Source organism: Silvimonas amylolytica (assembly GCF_014645555.1).
Classification (GTDB): domain Bacteria; phylum Pseudomonadota; class Gammaproteobacteria; order Burkholderiales; family Chitinibacteraceae; genus Silvimonas; species Silvimonas amylolytica.
This window is the reverse complement of record NZ_BMLY01000001.1, coordinates 1,143,518-1,165,197: the sequence shown is the minus strand read 5'-3', so window position 1 is coordinate 1,165,197 and position 21,680 is coordinate 1,143,518. Positions and strand designations below refer to the sequence as shown.

Annotated in this window: 15 protein-coding genes; 7 read left to right on the top strand and 8 right to left on the bottom strand. The window is 56.8% G+C overall.

Annotated elements, in window-relative coordinates; all coding sequences use genetic code 11:
• The first annotated feature begins 41 nt into the window (after positions 1-41).
• Entirely contained in the window at positions 42-671 is a 630-nt protein-coding gene (locus tag IEX44_RS05060; RefSeq protein ID WP_229678757.1) for a short chain dehydrogenase, read from the top strand.
• Between the two features lie 70 nt (positions 672-741).
• Here IEX44_RS05060 and lpdA read toward each other — a convergent pair whose 3' ends face one another.
• From lpdA to zwf, 7 genes are all read right to left on the bottom strand, one after another.
• The gene (gene lpdA / locus IEX44_RS05055) at positions 742-2,517 is read right to left on the bottom strand and encodes a dihydrolipoyl dehydrogenase (protein WP_188689718.1); all 1,776 of its coding nucleotides are present in this window, start codon (positions 2,515-2,517) and stop codon (positions 742-744) included.
• Between the two features lie 108 nt (positions 2,518-2,625).
• Positions 2,626-4,266: a dihydrolipoyllysine-residue acetyltransferase gene (gene aceF / locus IEX44_RS05050; RefSeq protein WP_229678756.1), complete on the bottom strand. Its 1,641-nt coding sequence runs from the start codon at positions 4,264-4,266 to the stop codon at positions 2,626-2,628.
• A 122-nt stretch (positions 4,267-4,388) separates the two neighbouring features.
• Entirely contained in the window at positions 4,389-7,049 is a 2,661-nt protein-coding gene (gene aceE / locus IEX44_RS05045; RefSeq protein ID WP_188689715.1) for a pyruvate dehydrogenase (acetyl-transferring), homodimeric type, read from the bottom strand.
• 282 nt (positions 7,050-7,331) lie between these two features.
• Positions 7,332-8,978, bottom strand: coding sequence for a glucose-6-phosphate isomerase (gene pgi, locus IEX44_RS05040; RefSeq protein ID WP_188689712.1), 1,647 nt, complete (start codon positions 8,976-8,978; stop codon positions 7,332-7,334).
• Positions 8,979-9,151: 173 nt separating this feature from the next.
• A complete protein-coding gene (hexR, locus tag IEX44_RS05035; RefSeq protein WP_184102198.1) occupies positions 9,152-9,997 on the bottom strand; it encodes a transcriptional regulator HexR in 846 nt (281 codons plus the stop codon).
• A 110-nt stretch (positions 9,998-10,107) separates the two neighbouring features.
• Complete coding sequence (gene pgl, locus IEX44_RS05030) at positions 10,108-10,806, bottom strand: 6-phosphogluconolactonase (protein WP_188689709.1); 699 nt, start codon at positions 10,804-10,806, stop codon at positions 10,108-10,110.
• A gap of 141 nt (positions 10,807-10,947) precedes the next feature.
• Positions 10,948-12,399 carry a glucose-6-phosphate dehydrogenase gene (zwf, locus tag IEX44_RS05025; RefSeq protein WP_188689706.1) on the bottom strand — a complete coding sequence of 484 codons (1,452 nt, stop codon included), beginning with the start codon at positions 12,397-12,399 and terminating at the stop codon, positions 10,948-10,950.
• A gap of 509 nt (positions 12,400-12,908) precedes the next feature.
• Here zwf and edd point away from each other — a divergent pair.
• From edd to IEX44_RS05005, 4 genes are all read left to right on the top strand, one after another.
• Complete coding sequence (gene edd / locus IEX44_RS05020) at positions 12,909-14,744, top strand: phosphogluconate dehydratase (protein WP_188689704.1); 1,836 nt, start codon at positions 12,909-12,911, stop codon at positions 14,742-14,744.
• Positions 14,745-14,870: 126 nt separating this feature from the next.
• Positions 14,871-15,494, top strand: a complete 624-nt coding sequence (locus tag IEX44_RS05015; RefSeq protein ID WP_188689702.1) for a bifunctional 4-hydroxy-2-oxoglutarate aldolase/2-dehydro-3-deoxy-phosphogluconate aldolase — start codon at positions 14,871-14,873, stop codon at positions 15,492-15,494.
• Positions 15,495-15,749: 255 nt separating this feature from the next.
• Positions 15,750-16,748 carry a glyceraldehyde-3-phosphate dehydrogenase gene (gene gapA, locus IEX44_RS05010; RefSeq protein WP_184102193.1) on the top strand — a complete coding sequence of 333 codons (999 nt, stop codon included), beginning with the start codon at positions 15,750-15,752 and terminating at the stop codon, positions 16,746-16,748.
• A gap of 685 nt (positions 16,749-17,433) precedes the next feature.
• Positions 17,434-18,516, top strand: a complete 1,083-nt coding sequence (locus IEX44_RS05005) for a porin (protein WP_188689699.1) — start codon at positions 17,434-17,436, stop codon at positions 18,514-18,516.
• Positions 18,517-18,592: 76 nt separating this feature from the next.
• On the opposite strand, the gene IEX44_RS05000 is transcribed toward IEX44_RS05005, so the two are convergent.
• Entirely contained in the window at positions 18,593-18,772 is a 180-nt protein-coding gene (locus tag IEX44_RS05000; protein ID WP_188689697.1) for a hypothetical protein, read from the bottom strand.
• A gap of 57 nt (positions 18,773-18,829) precedes the next feature.
• Here IEX44_RS05000 and IEX44_RS04995 point away from each other — a divergent pair, with 57 nt between their 5' ends.
• Together IEX44_RS04995 and IEX44_RS04990 are read left to right on the top strand one after the other, a co-directional pair.
• Positions 18,830-19,921, top strand: coding sequence for a porin (locus IEX44_RS04995; RefSeq protein ID WP_188689693.1), 1,092 nt, complete (start codon positions 18,830-18,832; stop codon positions 19,919-19,921).
• Positions 19,922-20,305: 384 nt separating this feature from the next.
• Positions 20,306-21,550 carry an ABC transporter substrate-binding protein gene (locus tag IEX44_RS04990; protein WP_188689690.1) on the top strand — a complete coding sequence of 415 codons (1,245 nt, stop codon included), beginning with the start codon at positions 20,306-20,308 and terminating at the stop codon, positions 21,548-21,550.
• Positions 21,551-21,680: the final 130 nt, after the last annotated feature.

Below are 21,680 nucleotides of genomic sequence, written 5' to 3'. Positions count from 1 at the left end.
GAAGCGTCTATCGGTTTATCCGGAAAGGGTTGCTAACCACAATGAAGCTTTCATACAACGTGGAGCAAGACATGAAAATCGTGGTGATTGGCGCGACAGGTACTGTTGGCAAAGCGGTCGTAGCGGCGCTGGAAGACCGTCATCAGGTATTGCGCGTGGGGCATTCCAATGGCAGTGAGCGGGTCGATATCGCCAGCGAAGACAGCGTACGGGCGTTGTTTGAGCGGATAGGGCAGGTCGATGCCATTGTGGTTACCAGTGGCAATCTGCATTTCGGCCCCCTGAGCGAAACCACGCCGGAGCAGTTTCGCAAAGGGATCGATAGCAAGCTGATGGGACAAGTGAACGTAGCACTGATCGGCCAGCATTATCTACGCCGTGGTGGCTCAATCACGTTGACCAGCGGGATTGTGGCTGATGAACCCATTGCCCAGGGTTTCAACGCGACCACGGTGAATGCCGCTGTAGAGGGTTTTGCCCGTGCTGTTGCCGTGGATGCATCGGGCGCGTTTCGCATCAACGTAGTCAGCCCGACCATGCTGACAGAATCGCAAGACGTATTTGGCCCGTTCTTTCCGGGGTTCATCCCACAGCCCGGAGCCGTGGTTGCACAGGCTTATGTACGCAGCATCGAGGGTCCGCAAACCGGCCGGATCTATAAAGTGTTTTGATGTGTGTGAGCGGACTAAAACAAAACGCCCCGGCAAAACCGGGGCGTTTTTGTGTAGATCCACCTCGCGCTTACTTCTTGCGCTTGGGGATATACAGATCGGTGATCGAGCCATGGGCGATTTCCGCCGCCATGGCCACGGTTTCCGACAGCGTCGGGTGCGCGTGGACGGTACCGGTAATGTCGCTGATATCCGCACCCATTTCATAGGCCAGCACCGCTTCACCCAGCAATTCGCCCGCGTTCACGCCGACAATGGCGGCACCGAGGATCTGGTGGCTTTCCGGGTCAAACAGAATTTTGGTCAGACCGTCATCGCGGCCATTGCCCAGTGCACGGCCAGACGCAGCCCACGGGAACACGGCCTTTTCATAGGCAATGCCCTTGGCTTTGGCTTCGGTTTCGGTCAGACCCATCCAGGCCACTTCCGGATCGGTATACGCAATGGACGGAATCGCGCGGTAGTCCAGATAGCTCTTTTCACCAGCGATGACTTCAGCGGCGCACTTGGCTTCGTGCGTGGCTTTGTGGGCCAGCATCGGGTTGCCAACGATATCGCCAATGGCAAAGATGTGCGGCACGTTGGTGCGGCATTGGTTATCGACTGGAATGAAACCACGTTCGTCGATATTGACGCCTGCGTTTTCCGCGCCAATCAGCTTGCCATTGGGGCGACGGCCGACAGCGACCAGTACCTTGTCGTAGGTTTGCGGTTCTTTGGGTGCCCAATCGCCTTCAAACGTGCAGCGCAGGCCTTCGGCCGTGGCTTCTACATGCGAGACCTTGGTGCGAACCATGACCTTGTAGCGCTTGCCGATGCGATCAGTCAGCACCTTCACCACGTCACGGTCAGCGCCCGGAATCAGGCCGTCGCCCAGTTCCACGACGCTGATTTCAGTACCTAGCGCGCCATACACGCAGGCCATTTCCAGACCGATAATACCGCCACCCACTACGAGCATCTTTTTGGGGATGCCTTCAAGCTTGAGCGCACCCGTCGAGGTAATGACACGCGGATCGTCGTATGGGTAACCCGGAATCTTCAGCGCGGTTGAGCCTGCAGCGATGATGGCGTTCTTGAAACGCACGGTTTTCACTGTGCCATCGGCTGCAGTCACGTTCAGCGTATACGGGCCGGTAAACTGGCCTTCACCCGTCAGTACGCTCACCTTGCGTTGCTTGGCCAGGCCGGACAGACCCTTGGTCAGACGGCTGACGACGCCATCCTTGAAGCCACGCAGCTTGTCGATGTCGATCTTCGGTGCGCCAAAATCAATGCCGTGTTCACGCATTTCTTCGGCATCGGTCAGGACCTTGGCGACGTGCAACAGTGCCTTGGAGGGAATGCAACCCACGTTCAGACATACACCGCCGAGCGACGAGTAACGCTCGACCAGTACCACGTTCTTGCCCAGATCAGCAGCGCGGAACGCACCGGTATAACCACCAGGGCCTGCGCCCAGCACCAGGACATCGCACTCGACTACATCACCGGCGATCAGCGCCGGTTGGGCAGCCGCAGCGGGCTGGGAGGCCGAGGAGGCCATTTGTGGCGAGGGCGCTGCGGCAGCAGGCGTCGGCGCCGGGGCGGGGGCAGCAGCACTGGCACCCGCGGTTTCCAGCGTCAGCACAACGCCGCCTTCAGAGATTTTGTCGCCAACTTTGACGGCAACCGAAACCACCTTGCCCGCATGGGTCGATGGCACTTCCATGGTGGCCTTGTCGGTTTCCAGCGTGATCAGCGATTGTTCTTTCTCGATCACGTCACCGGCTTTGACAAAGACTTCAATGATATCGACGTTCTCATGACCGCCAATATCGGGAACTTTGATTTCTACAGTGCTCATGGGGACTCCCAGTGAGGGGTGAGGAGAGGAGGGGGCGCGAAACCCCACAACCCGGATGAGGTGGGGCGCAGGTTTTCACCGCGCGCCGCGCACCTCACACCTCATGCATTACAAGATCAGGCGACGGATATCGGCCAGCAGCTTGCCCAGATGCACGGTAAAGCGTGCAGCGGCGGCACCATCAATCACACGGTGATCAAACGACAGCGACAGCGGGCACATCAGGCGCGGTTCAAACTCCTTGCCATTCCATACCGGCTTGATCTGGCTCTTGCAGACACCCAGGATCGCCACTTCCGGCGCATTGATAATCGGCGTAAAGCTGGTGCCGCCAATGCCACCCAGACTTGAAATGGTGAACGTCGCGCCTTGCATGTCGGTGGGCTTGAGTTTGCCTTCACGGGCCAGACCAGAGAGTTCGGTCAGTTCCTGGGCAATCTGTTTCAGACCCTTCTTGTCGGCATCCTTGATCACCGGCACAACCAGACCGTTCGGCGTATCTGCCGCAAAACCGATGTGGTAGTACTGTTTGAGTACCAGGTTGTCACCATCCAGACTGCTGTTGAAGTTGGGGAATGCCTTGAGTGCTTCAGCCGCTGCCTTGATGATGAAAGCCAGCGGCGAAATCTTCAGACCACTCTTTTCCCATTCCTTGCCCACGGTCTTGCGGAATTCTTCCAGCTCGGTGATATCGGCTTCGTCATTGAACGTGACGTGAGGAATCATCACCCAGTTGCGGCTGAGGTTGGCGCCAGAAATTTTCTGGATGCGTGACAGCGGTTTGGTTTCGATCGGGCCAAATTTGGCGAAATCCACCTTCGGCCATGGCAGCAAGTCCAGACCTACACCCGAACCGCCTGCAGCAGCAGCGGCAACCGGCGCGGCCACTGCGCCAGACAGTACGTTCTTGATAAAGCCACGCACGTCTTCGTGCAGGATACGGCCCTTGGGACCCGTGCCCTTCACCCTGGACAAATCCACACCCAGCTCACGCGCAAACGAGCGCACCGAAGGACTGGCATGGGCTTTGCGGAAACCTTCTTCGTCAAACTTGACGCTGGCCGATGCCGCGGGCGCAGGTGCAGGGGCTGCAGCGGCGGGGGTCGGTGCAGGCGCAGCTTGCGGTGCGGGTGCAGGAGCGGTCGCAGCAGGGGCCGGAGCCGGTGCGGCGGAGGCAGCAGCGCCAGAACCTTTGATGGTCAGGATCAACGCGCCCTGACCGACTTTCTCGCCAACCTTCACGGCAATGCTTTCCACTACGCCAGCTGCGGTAGAGGGCACTTCCATACTGGCCTTGTCGGATTCGAGCGTGATCAGCGAATCATCAACGGCGACGGTATCGCCAACCTTGACGTTCACTTCAATGATTTCAACGGCGTCGAAGTTACCGATATCCGGCACATGCACTTCAATGCTTTGCGCGGCTGCAGGCGCTGCGGCAGGCGCCGGGGCCGGAGCAGCTTGAGGTGCAGGAGCTGGTGCGGCAGCAGCCGGTGCTGGTGCCGGTGCGGCAGCGCCGCTGGCTTCGATCAGGACGATGACATCGCCTTCAGAGACCTTGTCGCCAACCTTGACCTTTACTTCCTTGACCACGCCGGCGTCCGTCGCCGGTACTTCCATTGTGGCCTTGTCGGTTTCAAGGGTAATCAGGGACTGTTCTTTCTCGACCACGTCGCCCGGTTTGACCATCACTTCAATGACATCAACGCCATCGTGGCCGCCGATATCCGGAATCTTCAATTCGATCATGAGATGAATCCTGTGAGGGGTGAGGGGAGAGAAGCGGAGGATCAGCCCCGCTTCAGCTCAAGCGCGCGGTGTACAGGATGGTTTGACGCCTCATCCTGCACACCTCACGCCTCACGTTTTCATTACACCGTCCAGGGCGCCGGACGATCCACTTCGATGCCGTACTTGGCGATCGCTTCGGCCACCTTGGTCAGTGGCAGCTTGCCTTCGTCGGCCAGGGCCTTGAGGGCAGCAACGGCGACGTGGTAGCGGTCCACTTCGAAGAACTTGCGCAGTTGCTGACGGCTGTCCGAACGGCCAAAGCCGTCGGTGCCCAGTACCACGTAGCGGCCAGGTACGTATTCACGAATCTGGTCGGCGTAGCTGCGCTTGTAGTCGGTCGCGACGATGGTCGGGCCTTCGGCGTCCTTCAGGCAGGTGGTCACGTAGGCTTCGCGGGACGGTTCGGTCGGGTGCAGCATGTTGTAGCGTGCTGCAGCCATGCCGTCGCGACGCAGTTCGTTGAAGCTCGGGGCGGACCAGATATCGGACTCAACACCAAAATCGTTCTTCAACAGTTCTGCAGCGGCGATCACTTCACGGAAGATCGTGCCCGAACCCATCAGTTGTACATGCAGGTCGCCCTTGGCAGCGGCCGGACGGAACTTGTACAGACCCTTGATGATGCCTTCTTCCGCACCTTCCGGCATGGCCGGGTGGGCGTAGTTTTCGTTCATCACCGACAGGTAGTAATAGATGTTTTCCTGATCCTGGTACATCCGCTTCATGCCGTGGTGGACGATGACTGCCAGCTCATAAGCAAAGGTCGGATCGTAAGACACGCAGTTGGGGATGAACTCGGCAAACTGGTGACCGTGACCGTCCTGATGTTGCAGGCCTTCGCCGTTCAGCGTGGTACGGCCAGAGGTGCCGCCAACCAGGAAACCACGGGCGCGCAAATCGCCCGCAGCCCAGGCCAGATCGCCAACACGCTGGAAGCCGAACATCGAGTAATAGATGTAGAACGGGATCATCGTTACACCATGGTTGGCGTAAGCGGTGGCCGCGGCGATCCAGTCCGCCATGGCGCCGGCTTCGTTGATGCCTTCCTGGAGGATCTGACCTGTGGTCGATTCCTTGTAGAACATCAACTGGTCGGCATCTTGTGGCTCATACAACTGGCCAACATGGCTCCAGATACCCAATTGGCGGAACATGCCTTCCATACCAAAGGTGCGGGATTCGTCCGGCACGATCGGCACGACGCGCTTGCCAATGTTCTTGTCTTTGACCAGCGCGGTGAGGATACGCACGAAGGCCATGGTGGTGGACATTTCACGCTCGCCGGAGCTTTCCAGCAGGGCTTTGAAGGTGTCCAGTGCGGGCACTTCCAGCGACTCATTCACCGGGTTGCGCGATGGCAGATAACCACCCAGTTCGGAACGGCGCTCGTGCATGTACTTCAGTTCCGGCGCATCAGCGGCCGGCTTGTAGAAGGTGGCAGAACGCGCTTCTTCATCGGTCAGCGGAATACGGAAGCGGTCACGCAGATGCAACAGGTCATCCGGGGAGAGCTTTTTGGTCTGGTGCGCCACGTTCTGCGATTCACCCGCAGCACCCATGCCGTAACCCTTGACGGTTTTCACCAGCAACAGGGTAGGTTGATTCTTGTGCTCGGATGCAGCCTTGTATGCCGCGTAGACCTTGTGCGGATCATTCCCGCCACGGGTCAGACGCCAGATGTCGTCGTCGGACATGTTGGAAACCATGTCCAGCAGTTCCGGATACGCACCGAAGAAGTGCTTGCGCACGTACGCGCCATCCTTGGACTTGTAGGTCTGGTACTCGCCATCGACCACTTCCATCATGCGTTTTTGCAGCAGGCCTTTCTTGTCTTTGGCGAGCAGTGCATCCCAGCCCGAACCCCAGACCACTTTGATCACATTCCAGCCTGAACCACGGAAGTCGCCTTCCAGTTCCTGGATGATCTTGCCGTTGCCGCGTACCGGACCATCCAGACGCTGCAGGTTGCAGTTGATCACGAAGATCAGGTTGTCCAGCTTTTCACGGCCAGCCAGCGAGATGGCACCCAGCGATTCCGGTTCGTCCATTTCACCGTCGCCGCAGAAGCACCATACTTTGCGATCGCCGTTTTGCTTGAAACCGCGATCGTCCAGGTACTTCATGAAGCGCGCCTGGTAAATGGCCATCAGCGGACCCAGACCCATCGATACGGTCGGGAATTGCCAGAAGTTCGGCATCAGCCATGGGTGTGGGTAGCTGGAGAGGCCACCACCATCCACTTCCTGACGGAACTTCAACAGTTGTTCTTCAGAAATACGGCCTTCCAGGAAGGCGCGTGAGTACATGCCTGGCGCACTGTGACCCTGGAAGTACACAAGGTCACCACCGTGATTGTCACTGGCTGCGTGCCAGAAATGGTTCCAGCCCACGTCGTACAACGTGGCGGCGGAAGCGAAAGAGGTAATGTGGCCGCCCAGATCGCCATTGATCTTGTTGGCGCGAACCACCATGGCCGCTGCGTTCCAGCGGGTATAAGAGCGAATGCGCTCTTCGTAGGTGTGGTTGCCCGGGCTGCGGGCTTCCAGTTGAACCGGGATCGTGTTGATGTACGCGGTGGTGGCGGTGTACGGGATGTTGACACCGTCCTCACGGGCGTGCCCGATGAGTTTTTCTACAAGATAGTGCGCGCGTTCGGCACCTTCGTTCTCAAGCACGCCATCCAGCGCATCCAGCCACTCACGGGTCTCTTGAGGGTCCTGGTCATGAATCTGCTCTGCCATTGCCATACCTTTTGATGGATGTAGTTAATGCTGCCCGGGTTTACGTATCCAGTCCGGTGCGTCGCCTGACTCGTGGTCGGGCGATTCCACATTTTCCGCAGTGCGGTGTAGTTATGGTGGTTGGAACAACCGATACGACCCCGCCAGCTTTGTTATGCTCGCTCGTCGTACAAGGTGTACTGCCTGCGCTTCGCATGCCTCGCTGGCAGGGTCGTCTCGGCCGTTCCTGAACTGATGTAGCGACGCCCGCGCCATGAGGCGTAAGCGCCGCTGTGCTACTGCTTAGCGCGGGTTGTTGCGCTTGTAGTAGTTGATGAGACCGTTGGTGGATGCGTCGTGGGTGCTGGTCAGGCCCGGGGTGGTCAATTCACCCTCAATGGCTTTGGCCAGTTGCTTGCCCAGTTCCACACCCCACTGGTCGTAGGAGTTGATATTCCAGACCGTGCCTTGCACCATGATCTTGTGCTCATAGAGCGCAATCAGCGCGCCCAGACGACGTGGCGTCAGGCGCTGGATCAGGATGGAGTTGGTCGGACGGTTGCCTTCAAAGATCTTGTGCGGGGTCAGCGCATCCTGGGCTTCACCCGTGATGCCGGCCTTGGTCAGTTCCGCACGGACTTCGGTCTCGTTCTTGCCGCGCATGAACGCTTCTGTCTGTGCGAAGAAGTTAGCCATCAGGATGGTGCTATGCGGTTCCGGAATTTCCGGGTGCTCAACCGAAGCGATAAAGTCGATCGGCACCATTTGTGAACCCTGATGCAGCATCTGATAGTAAGCGTGCTGGCCATTGATACCGGCATCACCCCAAACCACCGGGCCTGTCGAGTAATCAACGCGCTGGCCATTCAGATCAACCGTCTTGCCGTTCGATTCCATGTCCAGTTGTTGCAGGTACGCCGGGAAGCGGTGCAGCGACTGGTTGTACGGCGAGATCAGGTGCGTGGCAGCGCCAAAGAAGTTGATGTACCACACGCCCAGCATACCCATGATGACAGGCAGGTTCTGTTCGAATGGTTTGTTCTTGAAGTGTTCGTCCATGGTGTACGCGCCATGGAGCAAATCCTGGTAGTCGTGCTTGCCCAGGTAAATGGCAATCGGCAGACCGATGGCCGACCACAAGCTGTAACGGCCGCCGACCCAGTCCCAGAATTCGAACATATTGTCGGTATCAATGCCGAACTCGGCGACCGACTTGGCATTGGTCGACACCGCCACGAAATGCTTGGCGATATGTGCTTCGTTGCCGACGCGATCCAGGAACCACTTGCGCGCAGTGCGGGCATTAGTGATGGTTTCCTGGGTGGTGAAGGTCTTGGAAGCAATGATGAAGAGGGTGGTTTCCGGGTTCAGCTTTTTCAGCGTGGACATCACCTGGTCGCCGTCAACAGTCGACACAAAGTGCATGGTCAGACGCTGATGACCGAAGTCCTTGAGCGCATTACAGACCATGACCGGGCCGAGGTCCGAACCACCGATACCGATGTTCACGATGTCCGTGAAGGCCTTGCCGGTGTAACCGACACGCTCGCCAGAACGGATCTCGTCGGAGAATTTGAACATCTTCTCCTTGACCGCATTGACCTTGGGCATGACGTCTTCGCCATCGACCATGATCGGGTTCTTGTCGAGGTTGCGCAGGGCAATGTGCAGCACGGCGCGATCTTCGGTGACGTTGATCTTCTCGCCCGAGAACATGCGCTCAATACGCTTTTGCAGACCGGACTCGCGCGCCAGATTCAGCAAGAGCTCCATGGTCTTTTCGGTGATGCGGTTCTTGGAGTAATCGAAAAACAGACCACCCGATTCCAGCGAGAATTTCTCAAAACGCTGAGGATCGTTGTGGAACAAGTCACGCATGTGCAGCGGCGCGACTTCCTTGGAGTGTTCCGCGAGGGCAAGCCAGGCGGGCGAGCTGGTCAGCTTGGACATCGTATTTCCTTTCTTCCTGTGGCTTCACGTCCGCTTGCCTTGAGGGTGGCGGACTCTGTGTTGAAGACCTGTTTTACACGCTAGGCGCTAGTGGGTACGACTAGTACTGCAAGAGTCGATTCTGTCGCTGTCGCACCCGGTTGGCACCCCGGTTGCGACAGCGTATTCATGCATCAGTGATCGTGGCCGCGCACACGTTTTTCTTTCATGTTGCGCTTCATCTTTTCCAACTGGTCGATCAGCTCCGGGCCGCGCTTGAGCGCAACGCCGACGGCCAGCACGTCGATGATCACCAGATGCACGATCCGGGTAATCATAGGAGTGTATAGGTCAGGATCTTCCATTGTGTCGGCATAAAGGCAAAGAGAGCAGCGTTTTGCCAGCGGCGACTTGGAATGCGTGATGCCAATGACATCGGCACCCGCGTCACGGGCGATCTCGACCGAGCGGATCATGTCCAGTGTACGACCCGAGTTGGATACCGCCACGACAGCATCGCCCGGCTTGAGCATGGAGGCGCTCATACCGTGCATGTGCGGATCGGTATAAGCCACGGTGGGTACACCGAGGCGGAAAAATTTGTTTTGTGCGTCGATGGCCACGGCGCCAGACTGGCCCTGACCCCAGACTTCGATCTTGTGCGTGTTGGAAAGCACCTTGATGGCTTTTTCCAGTGCTTCGGTATCGAGTTCGTTACGGCAGCGCAAAAGGTGCGAGATGTTGTTGTCAAACAGCTTCTTGGCCAGATCGTGCGCCGAGTCATCTGCCGACACCATGGAGTGCACATATGGCACGCCCGACACCAGGCTACGGGTGAGGCGCAGCTTGAAATCCTGCAGGCCCGAGCAGTTGAGCGAACGGCAAAAACGGATGACCGTTGGTTGCGATACGTCCGCGAGGTCCGCAATTTGCGCAATAGGCGCATTCGCTACCAGATTGGGTTGGGCCAGCACCAGTTCGGCTACTTTGCGTTCCGACCGGGACAAGCTGTCGATCATCGTTTTGATGCGTTCGAGCATAGGCGTCTCACTCCATCTCTTTGTAGGGCTATGGGTTGCCTTTTGGGTAACACCACCGCCGATTATGGATACGGGGCCCTGTTACAGGCCCCATATCGGAAAGTGGCCGGTCAGGCCGTCCAGTAAACCAGTTTCTGGCCGGTTACCGCATCCAGCACACGCCGGATCGGATACTGTGCCGTGACGGGTTTGTCTTCCGTCAAAGCGGTTTGCAACAAGGACTTTTTGCCTTCGCCGGTGATATGAACGATGACTTCACGGGCTTTGGCGATGGTTGGCAGCGTCAGTGTGATCCGCTTATGGGGTGCAACCGGCGGTGTCACTGCCGCGACGAGATCCGTCGAGGCACATGCAGCTTCCAGTTCCACCGCGTTCGGGAACAACGACGCGGTATGGCCGTCATCGCCCATGCCAAGGATCAACACATCAAACGGTGCAGGCAGTGCGGCAAAACGCGCTTCGATTTCCGGCTGGCCTTCATGCGGGGTCGCCGCAGTAGAAACAGGCGAAACAAAGTGTGCGGCGGCGGCATTGCCTTGCAGCAGATTCTGGCGCACGGTGCGCTCGTTGCTGTCAGCGTGATCAACCGGCACCCAGCGTTCATCGACGAGGGTAATCCAGACTTTGCTGAAGTCCACGGCGGATTCGCTCAACGCCTTGAACATGCCGGCCGGCGTACGGCCACCAGAAACGGCCAGCGATGCCTTGCCACGCGCTGCGACTGCGGCATTCAGCGCCTTGGCGATATCTGCTGCGAGACCTTGATCCAGTTCATCTTTGCTGGCGAATTCATGCCACTGCAGGGACATTGTTGTTCCTTTGTTTATTGCTGATGGGCAGATAACGTTTGCACGTTGCACTGCACAAAATACAGATGCCAGATACGGCAACCGGTAACCGGGCGTGGGCCTGGTTACCGGCAGTGCGGCTATTATGAAACCAACCGCGAATCAAGACTCTTCGTGCCAGGCCACGCCATCACGCGAAAGCAGGGCGGATGCAGCGGCCGGACCCCAGCTACCAGCGTTGTACGGCTTCGGTGCCTCAGCGCTGTTTTCCCAGGAATCCAGAATCGGCTCAACCCAGCGCCATGCTGCGCGTTGTTCGTCGCGACGTACGAACAGCGACAGATCGCCACGGATCACGTCCATCAACAGGCGCTCGTAGGCTTCCGGCGAACGGGTCTTGAAGGTCTCTTTGAAGTCCAGATCCAGATGAACCGGGCGCAGACGTACCTGGTTGCCCGGCTCCTTGGCCAGCAGATACAGGCGCACGGATTCATCCGGCTGCAGACGGATCACCAGGCGGTTCGGAGTATGCGTGCGGCCGAAGATGGAGGTCGGGGTTTCGCGGAAGTTGATCACGATTTCCGCCAGACGATCTTGCAGACGTTTGCCGGTACGCAAGAAGAACGGCACGCCGGCCCAGCGCCAGGTCTGGATTTCAGCCTTCAGCGCCACGAAGGTTTCGCAGTTGGAACCTGCCGGCACACCCGGCTCATCCTGGTAGCCCGGAACCGGCTTGCCATTGATGGCACCCGCACGGTACTGACCACGGACAACCTTGGTGTGAACATCTTCAGGCGACAGCGGCTTGAGGGCGCGCAGGACCTTGAGTTTTTCGTCACGAACGGCGTCGCCATCCATGGAGGCCGGCGGTTCCATTGCCACGATGGTCAGCAATTGCACCAGGTGGTTCTGGATCATGTCGCGCAGTGCGCCGGTCTTGTCATAGAAGTCAGCACGGGTTTCCACGCCAACTTGCTCAGTCACAGTGATTTGTACGTCACGAATCCATTCACGACGCCACAACGGTTCCAGCAGCGTATTGGCAAAGCGCAGCGCGATCAGGTTCAGTACCGGCTCTTTGCCCAGATAATGGTCGATACGGTAAATCTGTTGTTCGGTGAAGAAGCGGGCGACGGCGTCATTGATCTCGTTAGAGGAATCCAGGTCGTGGCCGAGCGGCTTTTCCAGCACAACGCGGGAATTGCCCTTGTTCAGGTCAACCTTGGCGAGGTTCTCAGAAATACCTGCAAACAAGTCAGGCGCTGTGGAGAGATAGAACACGCGCGAACGGCCTTGTTCTTCATTCAGTGTGTCGGCCAGCAGTTTGTAGTCATCGGCGTTGTTCGCATCCACGCGCAGAAAGTGGATGCGGCTGGCGAATTCGTCCCAGACCTTGGCTTCGTAGTCGCTACCCAGATAACCCTTGGCGAGGCCATGTGCCTTGTCGAGGTAAGCGGCGGTATCTGCGGCGCTGCGGCCCAGACAGATAATGCGGCCGGCTTTGGGCAGGTTGCCATCACGGTGCTGGTGGTACAGGGCCGGCAGCAGCTTGCGCATTACCAGATCGCCGGTGCCGCCGAACAGCACCATGTCGAAAGCATCATTAGGGGTCATATCGGGCGTTCCTTTCCTTTTATGCGGAAGGCATGAAGGCCTCCCGTTGCTGTAAACAGACAGAGCTGTTTTCTGAAACCAGAATCCTTGGTGTGCGCCTGGCACGGCGAAACAGACACGGCAGCCATGCTCAGTTGATGTCGGCACACCGTTGCACCAAAGCTGATTCATGCTGCCGTTAATTGCGACTTTCCGGGGCGCGTTCTGTTCATCTATGCTGAAAATTACCAGCGCGGCCATAGGAAATGCTTTGTAATCTTACTACACGCCCAAAGGCCCGCGCAAACGGTATCTCAAGACCCGCGATGAAGCCCTGAAATCTCGCCATGTCAAGGGGGTAAGGGCGCGCCTGAACTGGCTTATGCTGCGGTGCAGCAGCACCAATTTGTGTCATATTGGCGGTTGCCGCTGAGGGGTGATTGTAGTAAAACTACGCCTCGGCAACTATTTCAGTCCGGCCTGGATTGTTATACCAGGTCCATGGCGTTCCCCATTTCCGGAGTCCTGCAATGCCAGCTGTCAGTCCAGTGCACCCTCGGCTCGCCGAAGTAACCCGGCGTATTGTTGAACGGAGCCGCGAGTCCCGCGAGCGTTATCTGGCCCGTCTGGATGCTGCCGCCAGCAAAGAGCCGCTACGCAAGGGCCTGGCCTGTACCAACCTTGCACACGCCTGGGCCGCCTCTCCGGAAAAAGACAAAATCATGCTGCGCGAGATGCGCCGCCCCAATGTGGCCATTGTGTCGTCATATAACGACATGTTGTCCGCACATCAGCCGCTTGAAACCTACCCGGCCATCATCAAGAAAGCCGCGCTCGAAGTCGGTGCTACTGCACAGTTTGCGGGCGGCACCCCGGCGATGTGTGATGGCGTGACGCAAGGCCAGCCGGGGATGGAACTGTCGCTGTTCAGTCGCGACGTGATCGCCATGTCTACCGCGGTGGCGCTGTCTCATAACGTGTTTGATGCCGTCACTTTGCTGGGTGTTTGTGACAAGATTGTGCCAGGGCTGCTGATTGGTGTTTTGCAGTTCGGTCATCTTCCTGCTGTCTTTGTGCCGGCCGGCCCTATGACCTCAGGCATCGCCAACAGTGAAAAAGCCAAAGTTCGCCAGTTGTTTGCCGAAGGCAAGTGTGATCGCGAGGCACTACTGAGTTCTGAGGAACAGTCTTATCATGGTGCCGGCACTTGTACCTTCTACGGCACGGCCAACTCTAACCAGATGCTCATGGAAATCATGGGTCTGCATCTGCCTGGCGCTGCATTTGTGCACCCCAACACCCCGCTGCGTGATGCACTGACCGCTGCTGCTGGCCGCCGCGCTGCGCAGATTACCAACGTTGGTGATGAATACATCCCGGTGGGTCGTCTGGTTGACGAAAAAGTCATCGTCAACGGCATCGTTGGCTTGCTGGCGACCGGTGGTTCGACCAATCACACCATGCACCTGACTGCTGCCGCGCGCGCCGCCGGCATCATCATCGACTGGAGCGATTTTGATGATCTCTCCGCTGTGGTGCCGCTGATTGCCAAGATCTATCCCAACGGCACTTCTGATGTAAACCAGTTTCATGCTGCCGGTGGTATGCCATTCCTGACACGTGAGCTGATCAAGGGTGGCTTTCTGCATGAAGATGTTCACACGATCATGGGCTTTGGCCTGAGCCGTTATGCCAAAGAGCCATTCCTGATTGATGGTGAACTGGTTTGGCGCGATGCCGATGCCGAATCGGCTGATGAAACGGTGCTGCGTCGTATCGAAAAGCCGTTCAGTGTTGATGGTGGTCTGCGTTTGCTTGATGGCAATCTGGGGCGCTCCGTGATCAAGATTTCTGCCGTCAAGCCGGAACATCGTCTGGTTGAAGCGCCGGCCATGGTATTCCACGACCAGGATGAAGTGCTGGAGGCTTTCCAGCGTGGTGAAATGGAAAAGGACGTCATCGTTGTGCTGCGCTTCCAGGGCCCGCGTGCCATGGGCATGCCAGAACTGCACAAGCTCACGCCGGTGCTGGGTGTCTTGCAGGATCGCGGCTTCAAGGTGGCGTTGGTAACTGACGGTCGTATGTCTGGCGCATCGGGCAAGGTGCCATCTGCGATTCATATCACCCCGGAAGCGCTGGCGGGTGGCCCGCTGTCCAAGTTGCGTGACGGGGACATCATTCGTCTTGATGCAGAAGCCGGCATCCTGCAGGCCAAAGTTGATTCACAGGTCTGGGCTGCGCGTGAGCGTGCCGAGGCTGATTTGTCCGCCCATCAGCATGGTATGGGGCGTGAACTGTTTGCTTCTTTCCGTCAGGCTGCCACCGGCGCGGAAGAGGGGGCTCTCTCGCTCGGGCTGGCTCACTAAGAGCCGCCTGGTCAGGGTAGTCGGGGGCGCAACCGCCGGGCTTCATCCCGTCGTGCCGGTTTTTCGGGAATGGCAGCTGCGCGTTAAGGTGCTTAAACAAGCAACACTTATAAGAAAGTCAGGATCATGCAAATTCGTGAAATCATGCGTTCCTGCCCGGTGATGCCGGTGCTGATTATCGAGAAGACCGAACACGCTGTGCCGCTGGCAAAAGCGTTGGTCGCAGGTGGTATTCGTGTGCTGGAGGTGACTCTGCGCACTGAAGCCGCGCTCGAATCCATCCGCCTGATTGCCGAGGCAGTGCCCGATGCAATCGTCGGTGTGGGTACGGTTGTACGTCCGGAGCAGTTTGCTCAGGCCAAAGGCGCGGGCGCCAAGTTCGCGGTGACCCCGGGTCTGACCGAAACGCTGGCCGCCGCTGCCCGTGCTGCCGACATGCCGCTGCTGCCGGGTGTCATGACCCCGTCTGAAGCCATTGCTGCACTGGAAATGGGTTTTGATGCGCTCAAGCTCTTCCCGGCTGAACAAGCAGGTTCTTACGGCATGCTCAAAGCACTTGGCAGCCCGTTGCCGCAGGCCCTGTTCTGTCCGACTGGTGGCGTGACACCGGAAAGTGCGCCCAAACTGCTGGCACTGCCCAACGTGGGTTGCGTAGGTGGTTCCTGGCTGGCGCCGAAAGACAAGGTCGCCGCTGGTGACTGGGATGCGATCACCGCGCTGGCACGCGAAGCCGCTGCGTTTCGCAAGTAAGTAACACTGGCAATGAACGGCACAGCACCGGGTCCTTGATCCGGTGCTGTGCCGTCTGCGTGTAACTGTCATACACTTGCGGCTATATTGGGCTGAGCCGGTAATAGTGGCCGTATTTACAACCTGAGGTTGTATTTGCGACGCGGGCCTATACATATGACGCAAGAATTCCTGGCAGGGCAGGTTGGACAAACCGGGCAAGACCGGTGTCCGGCCTGTTTGTTTTGTTAACAAATCAAATAGTTGGTGGAATATATGACTATCAAAGTAGGTATCAACGGCTTTGGCCGTATCGGGCGCATCGCTTTCCGTGCAGCACAGGAACGTTCCGACATCGAGATCGTGGCGATTAACGATCTGCTGGACGCCGAGTACATGGCTTACATGCTGAAGTACGATTCCACCCACGGCCGCTTTAATGGCACCGTGGAAGTCAAGGATGGCCATTTGGTCGTCAATGGCAAGACTATCCGCGTGACCGCCGAAAGAGATCCGGCAAATCTGAAGTGGGACGAAGCTGGCGTTGAAGTCGTTGCTGAAGCCACCGGCCTGTTCCTGACTGATGAAACCGCCCGCAAGCACATCCAGGCTGGTGCCAAAAAGGTCGTGATGACCGGCCCGTCCAAAGATGACACCCCGATGTTCGTTATGGGTGTGAACCACAAGTCCTACGCTGGACAGGAAATCGTCTCCAACGCTTCTTGCACCACTAATTGTCTGGCTCCGCTGGCCAAGGTAATCAACGACAACTTCGGTATCGTTGAAGCCCTGATGACCACCGTACACGCCACGACCGCTACCCAGAAGACCGTTGACGGCCCGTCTCATAAAGACTGGCGCGGCGGCCGCGGTGCTTCGCAAAACATCATCCCGTCGTCCACTGGCGCTGCCAAGGCTGTTGGCAAGGTGATTCCGGAGCTGAACGGCAAGATTACAGGTATGTCTTTCCGCGTGCCAACGCCGAACGTTTCCGTGGTTGACCTGACTGCGCGTCTGGCCAAACCGGCAACCTACAAGGAAATCTGCGCGGTCATGAAGGCTGCGGCGATTGGTGAGTTGAAGGGTATCGTGGGTTATACAGAAGACGACGTGGTTTCCACCGACTTCAATGGCGAGACCTGCACTTCTGTGTTCGACGCCAAGGCCGGTATCTCGCTGAACGACAACTTTGTGAAGCTCGTGGCGTGGTACGACAACGAAACGGGCTACTCCCATAAAGTACTGGACCTGATCGCCCATATCGCTGCCAAGTAAACGAGCGGCATTATGGCATCATGAAAAAGGCGACCTGCGGGTCGCCTTTTTGTTTTTGTATCGAACTCGCCCGATCGGCATATAGATACATATATAGATATCTGGATATTCCTGTTGTCGTGATGCGGTGATGGCAACTCAGACCCATTTTTTGCCGTCTCATCGCGCTTGTATTTCTCCTGATAAGACTTTTGTCCCCGATGTGGTGGCGGTGCAAGTTAGACATATCGATACGCCGCCGAGGGCCGAAGCAGCATGAGGATGCAGCTCTATGTCGGGCTTGTATCTGGCCCCATCAGGGCCGCTTGTAGCATGACAGCAACATGTTTTGAGCTGGGTGACAAGGTGTTGTAAGCCTTTGTGGGGTCTCAAGTGGTCTGGTTCAAGCTCGCTTCCTGATGTCATAAATACGTTGATAATTCTTTTCTTATCAATGCCTTGTTTGTCTTTCGTCAAGGAATGCAAAAGGGGTGGTATTGGGCTTGACTGGTATGCATGCCTGGCTTGCAAACTCAATTGTTGTACTTATAAGACAATTCCTAGAACGCGGGCGGATACGGTTTGCGTCGCATAAATAAATTCACTTATGCTTTCCCCGAAGCAAGGTTCACGTCATCGTTCGTGCCGGTGCCTCGCTGTTACTCAAGCTGGTGAAAAACCAACTTCCAAACTAGGAGACCTATAAATGTTTAAGCGTGCTCTGATTGCTGCTGCGGTTACTGCTGCTGTTGCTGCCCCGGTGGCATTTGCGGATGTAACCATCAGCGGTTACGCCGAAATGGACTTGATCGCTCGTACCAACAATGCAACTACCGGTGGCAACGGCGATACCGCCCGCTACGGTGTTGAAAGCGATTTGATGGTTTCGTTTGATGGCAAGGACAAGTGGGACAATGGCCTGTCCACCATCTGGCGCGTGTCGCAAAAGCCGGGCGGCGGTATCTACTCCCTGGGTCAACAAAAGTGGGGCGGTCGTGAAGCCTTCATCGGTGTTGCAGGTGACAGCTGGTCCGTTAAGGGCGGCCGTGTGTTCATGGACCAATACCTGCGCCACGACTGGCCGTACCTGACCGACGGTTCGGGTAACGTTGGTGAAGATTACGGTATCAGCGGTCAAGCCTTCTGGGACAACGCCATCCAAGGTAGCATCACCTTCGGTCCGGCTACCCTGGTTGCTTCCTATGCTCTGCCGAGCGGCTACTCCAGCGGCAACCACAGCCAAAGCTACGAAGTTGGCGGCGGTGTTGACTTTGGTACTGGCGGTCACTTCGACCTGTCCTACCTGGCCATCCGTGGTGACGACGGCGTGAAGACCACTGATCCGGTCACTGGCGTGATCACCTACCCGGGTCAATCGGCTAACCCGGACGGTACTGACTCCGTACTGTTCACTGGTATCCGTTACCCGTTCGGTCCGCTGACCTTGTCGTTTGACTACACTCGTCAAAACTTCGAAACCTCGCAAACCACCGGCAACGTCCACACCGATCTGTACCACGGCCTGATCAAGTATCAGTTCAACGATCGTCTGGGTCTGCATGTTGGTGACACCGAAATCAAAGACAGCAACGACAACAAGGCTAACCAGTTCAACGTTGCGCTGCACTACCAACTGTCCAAGCAAACTGAAACCTACGCTCGTATCCGCTATCTGAAGCTGAACGACGAAGGCAAGGTTCCGGCTGGTCTGACCTGGCAAAACCTGGGTATGGCTTCCAGCAAGGACAACGCTACCGAATTCCTGATCGGTACCTGGACTGGCTTCTAATCTGGGACTACCCCCGATTTAAAGCTTGAAAAAGGGCGACGCAAGTCGCCCTTTTTTATTGCCTTTTAGTTGCACTTCATATGATGTGATGGATTGGGTTAATTTGAGAATTTATTTTTAAGTGATTGAATTTATTTGATTGTTTTTTGTTTTTAAAACCGGCAACGAATCGTTGGCCGGTTTTTTTTCGCATTGTTCCTGCAAAAGTGCTGCCCGTAATCTGCGGGCCAATCAGCAAGCCAAATACGTGCTGCACAAAAAAAGCGCCTGGCTGATTTGCTCCCCTTTTATTAGCCGATTACAGGAGAAAACAATGTTCTATCGTGCTCTGATTGCTGCTGCGGTTGCTTCCGCATTTGCTGCTCCGGCCATGGCCGACGTGTCCATCAGTGGTTACGCTGAAATGGATATTTATGCCCGTACCCACCAGGCCTCTTCTCAGAAAGATGATGGCAGCAGCAGCTCTGCCCTGGGTAACGAAACCGATCTGATGCTGAATTTTGATGGTTCCGACAAACTTGATAACGGCAACAAGCTGATCTGGCGTGTGTCGCAAAAGGTTGCGACACCGGCCACAGCTTCCTGGGGCTCCCGTGAGGCGTATATCGGTCTGACTGGCGACTGGGGTACTTTCCGTTCCGGTCGTGTGTTTGCACCATCGTATCTGGCTCTGGATCAATTCCAGTGGGGCGCCGGTAATCTGTGGGAAGACTACGGTGCAAACGCTGTGTGGTTTAAGGAAGCGCTGGCTTACTCGACACCCAACTTTAATGGTTTTGGTGCGCAAGTGGCTTATGACCTCGGCACAAGGACTTCGCAAGGTCAGACTTGGGCCGTGGATGCGATCGCGACTTACAACAACAAAGACCAGGGGCTGAATCTGGCTGGTGGCTATCAGCAACAAAAGGGCCTTGCCGCACTGAACCAGGATGACGCTTTCAGTTCCGGCGGTGATACGGGCGCAAAGCAAGAGTTCTACTTCGTTCAGGCTAACTGGGATATTGCGCGCACTGGCTTTACCGTCCGCGGTGGTTACAAGCATAACAAGTGGAGTGATACCAATAACTCGCTCGGCTTTGGTGCAGGCAAGGTAGAGAACGATCAGTTCCTGCTCGCGGGTGCATATGCCTGGGACAAGAGCCAACTGGCGCTGGGTTGGCAAGATATTGTGAACAGCAAGGTCGACGGTCAGAAGTTCAACAATGCGAACGCAAACCAGTTCTTTGGTCAGTACACATACACCATGTCCAAGAACACTTCTGCCTACCTGCAGGCTCGCTACATGAAGTTCAAGGATGCGGATGTCCGCCCATTTGCTGCAGCAACCTGGCAGCTTGATGGCGTCGCTTCCAGCGGCACCGACAATGGCGCGCGTGTCCTGGTCGGTACCTGGACTGGTTTCTAATTCCTGTCTGACTTGTCTGGTTTGATAAAAGGGCGACTTCGGTCGCCCTTTTTTTATTGAGGCCATTTGATATATCAAATTTTCCTGGCACGATAGCGGTCGTCGGACAAACCGGCGCCGACGGTCACTTTTTTCCGGGATGATGAAATTCGCCAAATGGGGTTGAGCTTTCTGCCAGGAAAGGTTGCGCAAACTGTTTCATTTGCGCATCGCAAAATGCGTGAAAAGCCAGTATTCACGCGGTTTTAAGCGAAAAACTAAGGTGATTGCCCTACATATCTGCCCTGGTCAGGAGTTCACCTGATTTCGGTCAAACCATCCCCCCAATAAATTCCTCTACGCGGGTTGCCATGGGGCTGCCCGTAGCCTAGGAGACCGAAGAAAATGAAAACTTTGCGTATGACGCTCTGCGCGGCGGCTCTGTCCGTTGCATGCGCTGCCAATGCGGCTGAGGTGGAAGTGCTGCACTGGTGGACTTCCGGCGGTGAAGCAAAGGCCGCTGGCGAGCTGAAGAAGATGCTCGAAGCCAAGGGCGACAAGTGGAAGGATTTTGCAGTTGCTGGTGGTGCAGGTGACAACGCCATGACCGCGCTGAAGACGCGTGTGGTGTCGGGTAACCCGCCGGCAGCAGCTCAAGTGAAGGGCCCGGCTATTCAAGAGTGGGGCGATCAAGGCGTTCTGGCTAACATCGACGATGTTGCCAACAAGAACGGCTGGAACAAGATTCTGCCGCCGGTTGTGCAAAACGTGATGAAGTATCAAGGTCACTATGTTGCCGCTCCGGTTAACGTTCACCGCGTGAACTGGCTGTGGATCAACCCGGATCTGCTGAAGAAGGCCAATGCCAAGGTTCCGACAACTTGGGACGAGTTCTTCAAGACTGCTGACGCCCTGCAAAAGGCTGGCATTCAGCCGGTCGCTTACGGTGGTCAGCCGTGGCAAGATGCAACCGTGTTCGAAACCGTGGTTCTGGGCACTGGTGGCGCACCGTTCTTCAAGAAGGCTTTCGTTGATCTGGACCAGGCTACCCTGAAGAGCCCGACCATGATCAAGTCGCTTGAAATCTACAAGAAGATCAAGCCGTACACCGACAAGAACGCCGCTGGCCGCGACTGGAACCTGGCTACTGCCATGGTTATCAATGGCAAGGCTGGTATGCAGTTCATGGGTGACTGGGCCAAGGGTGAATTCCTGGCTGCTGGCAAGGTCCCGGGCAAAGACTTCCTGTGTGTAGCCGCTCCGGGTACTGCCAAGTCCTACACCTTCAACATCGACAGCTTCATCTTCTTCAAGCTGAAGAACGCCGATGCCATCAAGGGTCAGGACGATCTGGCAGAAACCATCGTTTCGCCGGAATTCCAGCAAGTGTTCAACCTGAACAAGGGTTCCATCCCGGTTCGTCTGGGTGCCGACATGTCCAAGTTTGACGATTGCGGCAAGCAATCGGCCAAGGACTTCGAAGCCGACAACAAGGCTGGCACGCTGGTTCCGTCCTTCGCACACGGCATGGCAATGCACTCCGCTACCCAAGGCGCCATGTATGACGTCATCTCCCAGTTCTGGAACGACGACAACATGACCGCTCAGCAAGCCGCTGCCAAGCTGGCTGCTGCTGCCAAGGTTAACTAATAGGCAAGGCCGGTTCGCAAGAGCCGGTTTGTCTGGTTAATCAGCATATTCGGTAGTTCTAAGTTGTATCTGTAGTAACCCTCCTTCTCCGGCCCCGGGGAGGGAGGGGCTTCACCTGTTTTACCCTCAT

Excerpts from the sequence above, each read along its gene's own strand:
- gapA (WP_184102193.1), top strand. The coding sequence starts at position 15,750 with ATGACTATCAAAGTAGGTATCAACGGCTTTGGCCGTATCGGGCGCATC.
- aceE (WP_188689715.1), bottom strand. The coding sequence starts at position 7,049 with ATGGCAGAGCAGATTCATGACCAGGACCCTCAAGAGACCCGTGAGTGG.
- IEX44_RS05015 (WP_188689702.1), top strand. The coding sequence starts at position 14,871 with ATGCAAATTCGTGAAATCATGCGTTCCTGCCCGGTGATGCCGGTGCTG.
- lpdA (WP_188689718.1), bottom strand. The coding sequence starts at position 2,517 with ATGAGCACTGTAGAAATCAAAGTTCCCGATATTGGCGGTCATGAGAAC.
- pgl (WP_188689709.1), bottom strand. The coding sequence starts at position 10,806 with ATGTCCCTGCAGTGGCATGAATTCGCCAGCAAAGATGAACTGGATCAA.
- IEX44_RS04990 (WP_188689690.1), top strand. The coding sequence starts at position 20,306 with ATGAAAACTTTGCGTATGACGCTCTGCGCGGCGGCTCTGTCCGTTGCA.
- IEX44_RS05060 (WP_229678757.1), top strand. The coding sequence starts at position 42 with ATGAAGCTTTCATACAACGTGGAGCAAGACATGAAAATCGTGGTGATT.
- IEX44_RS05005 (WP_188689699.1), top strand. The coding sequence starts at position 17,434 with ATGTTTAAGCGTGCTCTGATTGCTGCTGCGGTTACTGCTGCTGTTGCT.
- pgi (WP_188689712.1), bottom strand. The coding sequence starts at position 8,978 with ATGTCCAAGCTGACCAGCTCGCCCGCCTGGCTTGCCCTCGCGGAACAC.
- aceF (WP_229678756.1), bottom strand. The coding sequence starts at position 4,266 with ATGATCGAATTGAAGATTCCGGATATCGGCGGCCACGATGGCGTTGAT.
- IEX44_RS04995 (WP_188689693.1), top strand. The coding sequence starts at position 18,830 with ATGTTCTATCGTGCTCTGATTGCTGCTGCGGTTGCTTCCGCATTTGCT.
- hexR (WP_184102198.1), bottom strand. The coding sequence starts at position 9,997 with ATGCTCGAACGCATCAAAACGATGATCGACAGCTTGTCCCGGTCGGAA.
- edd (WP_188689704.1), top strand. The coding sequence starts at position 12,909 with ATGCCAGCTGTCAGTCCAGTGCACCCTCGGCTCGCCGAAGTAACCCGG.
- zwf (WP_188689706.1), bottom strand. The coding sequence starts at position 12,399 with ATGACCCCTAATGATGCTTTCGACATGGTGCTGTTCGGCGGCACCGGC.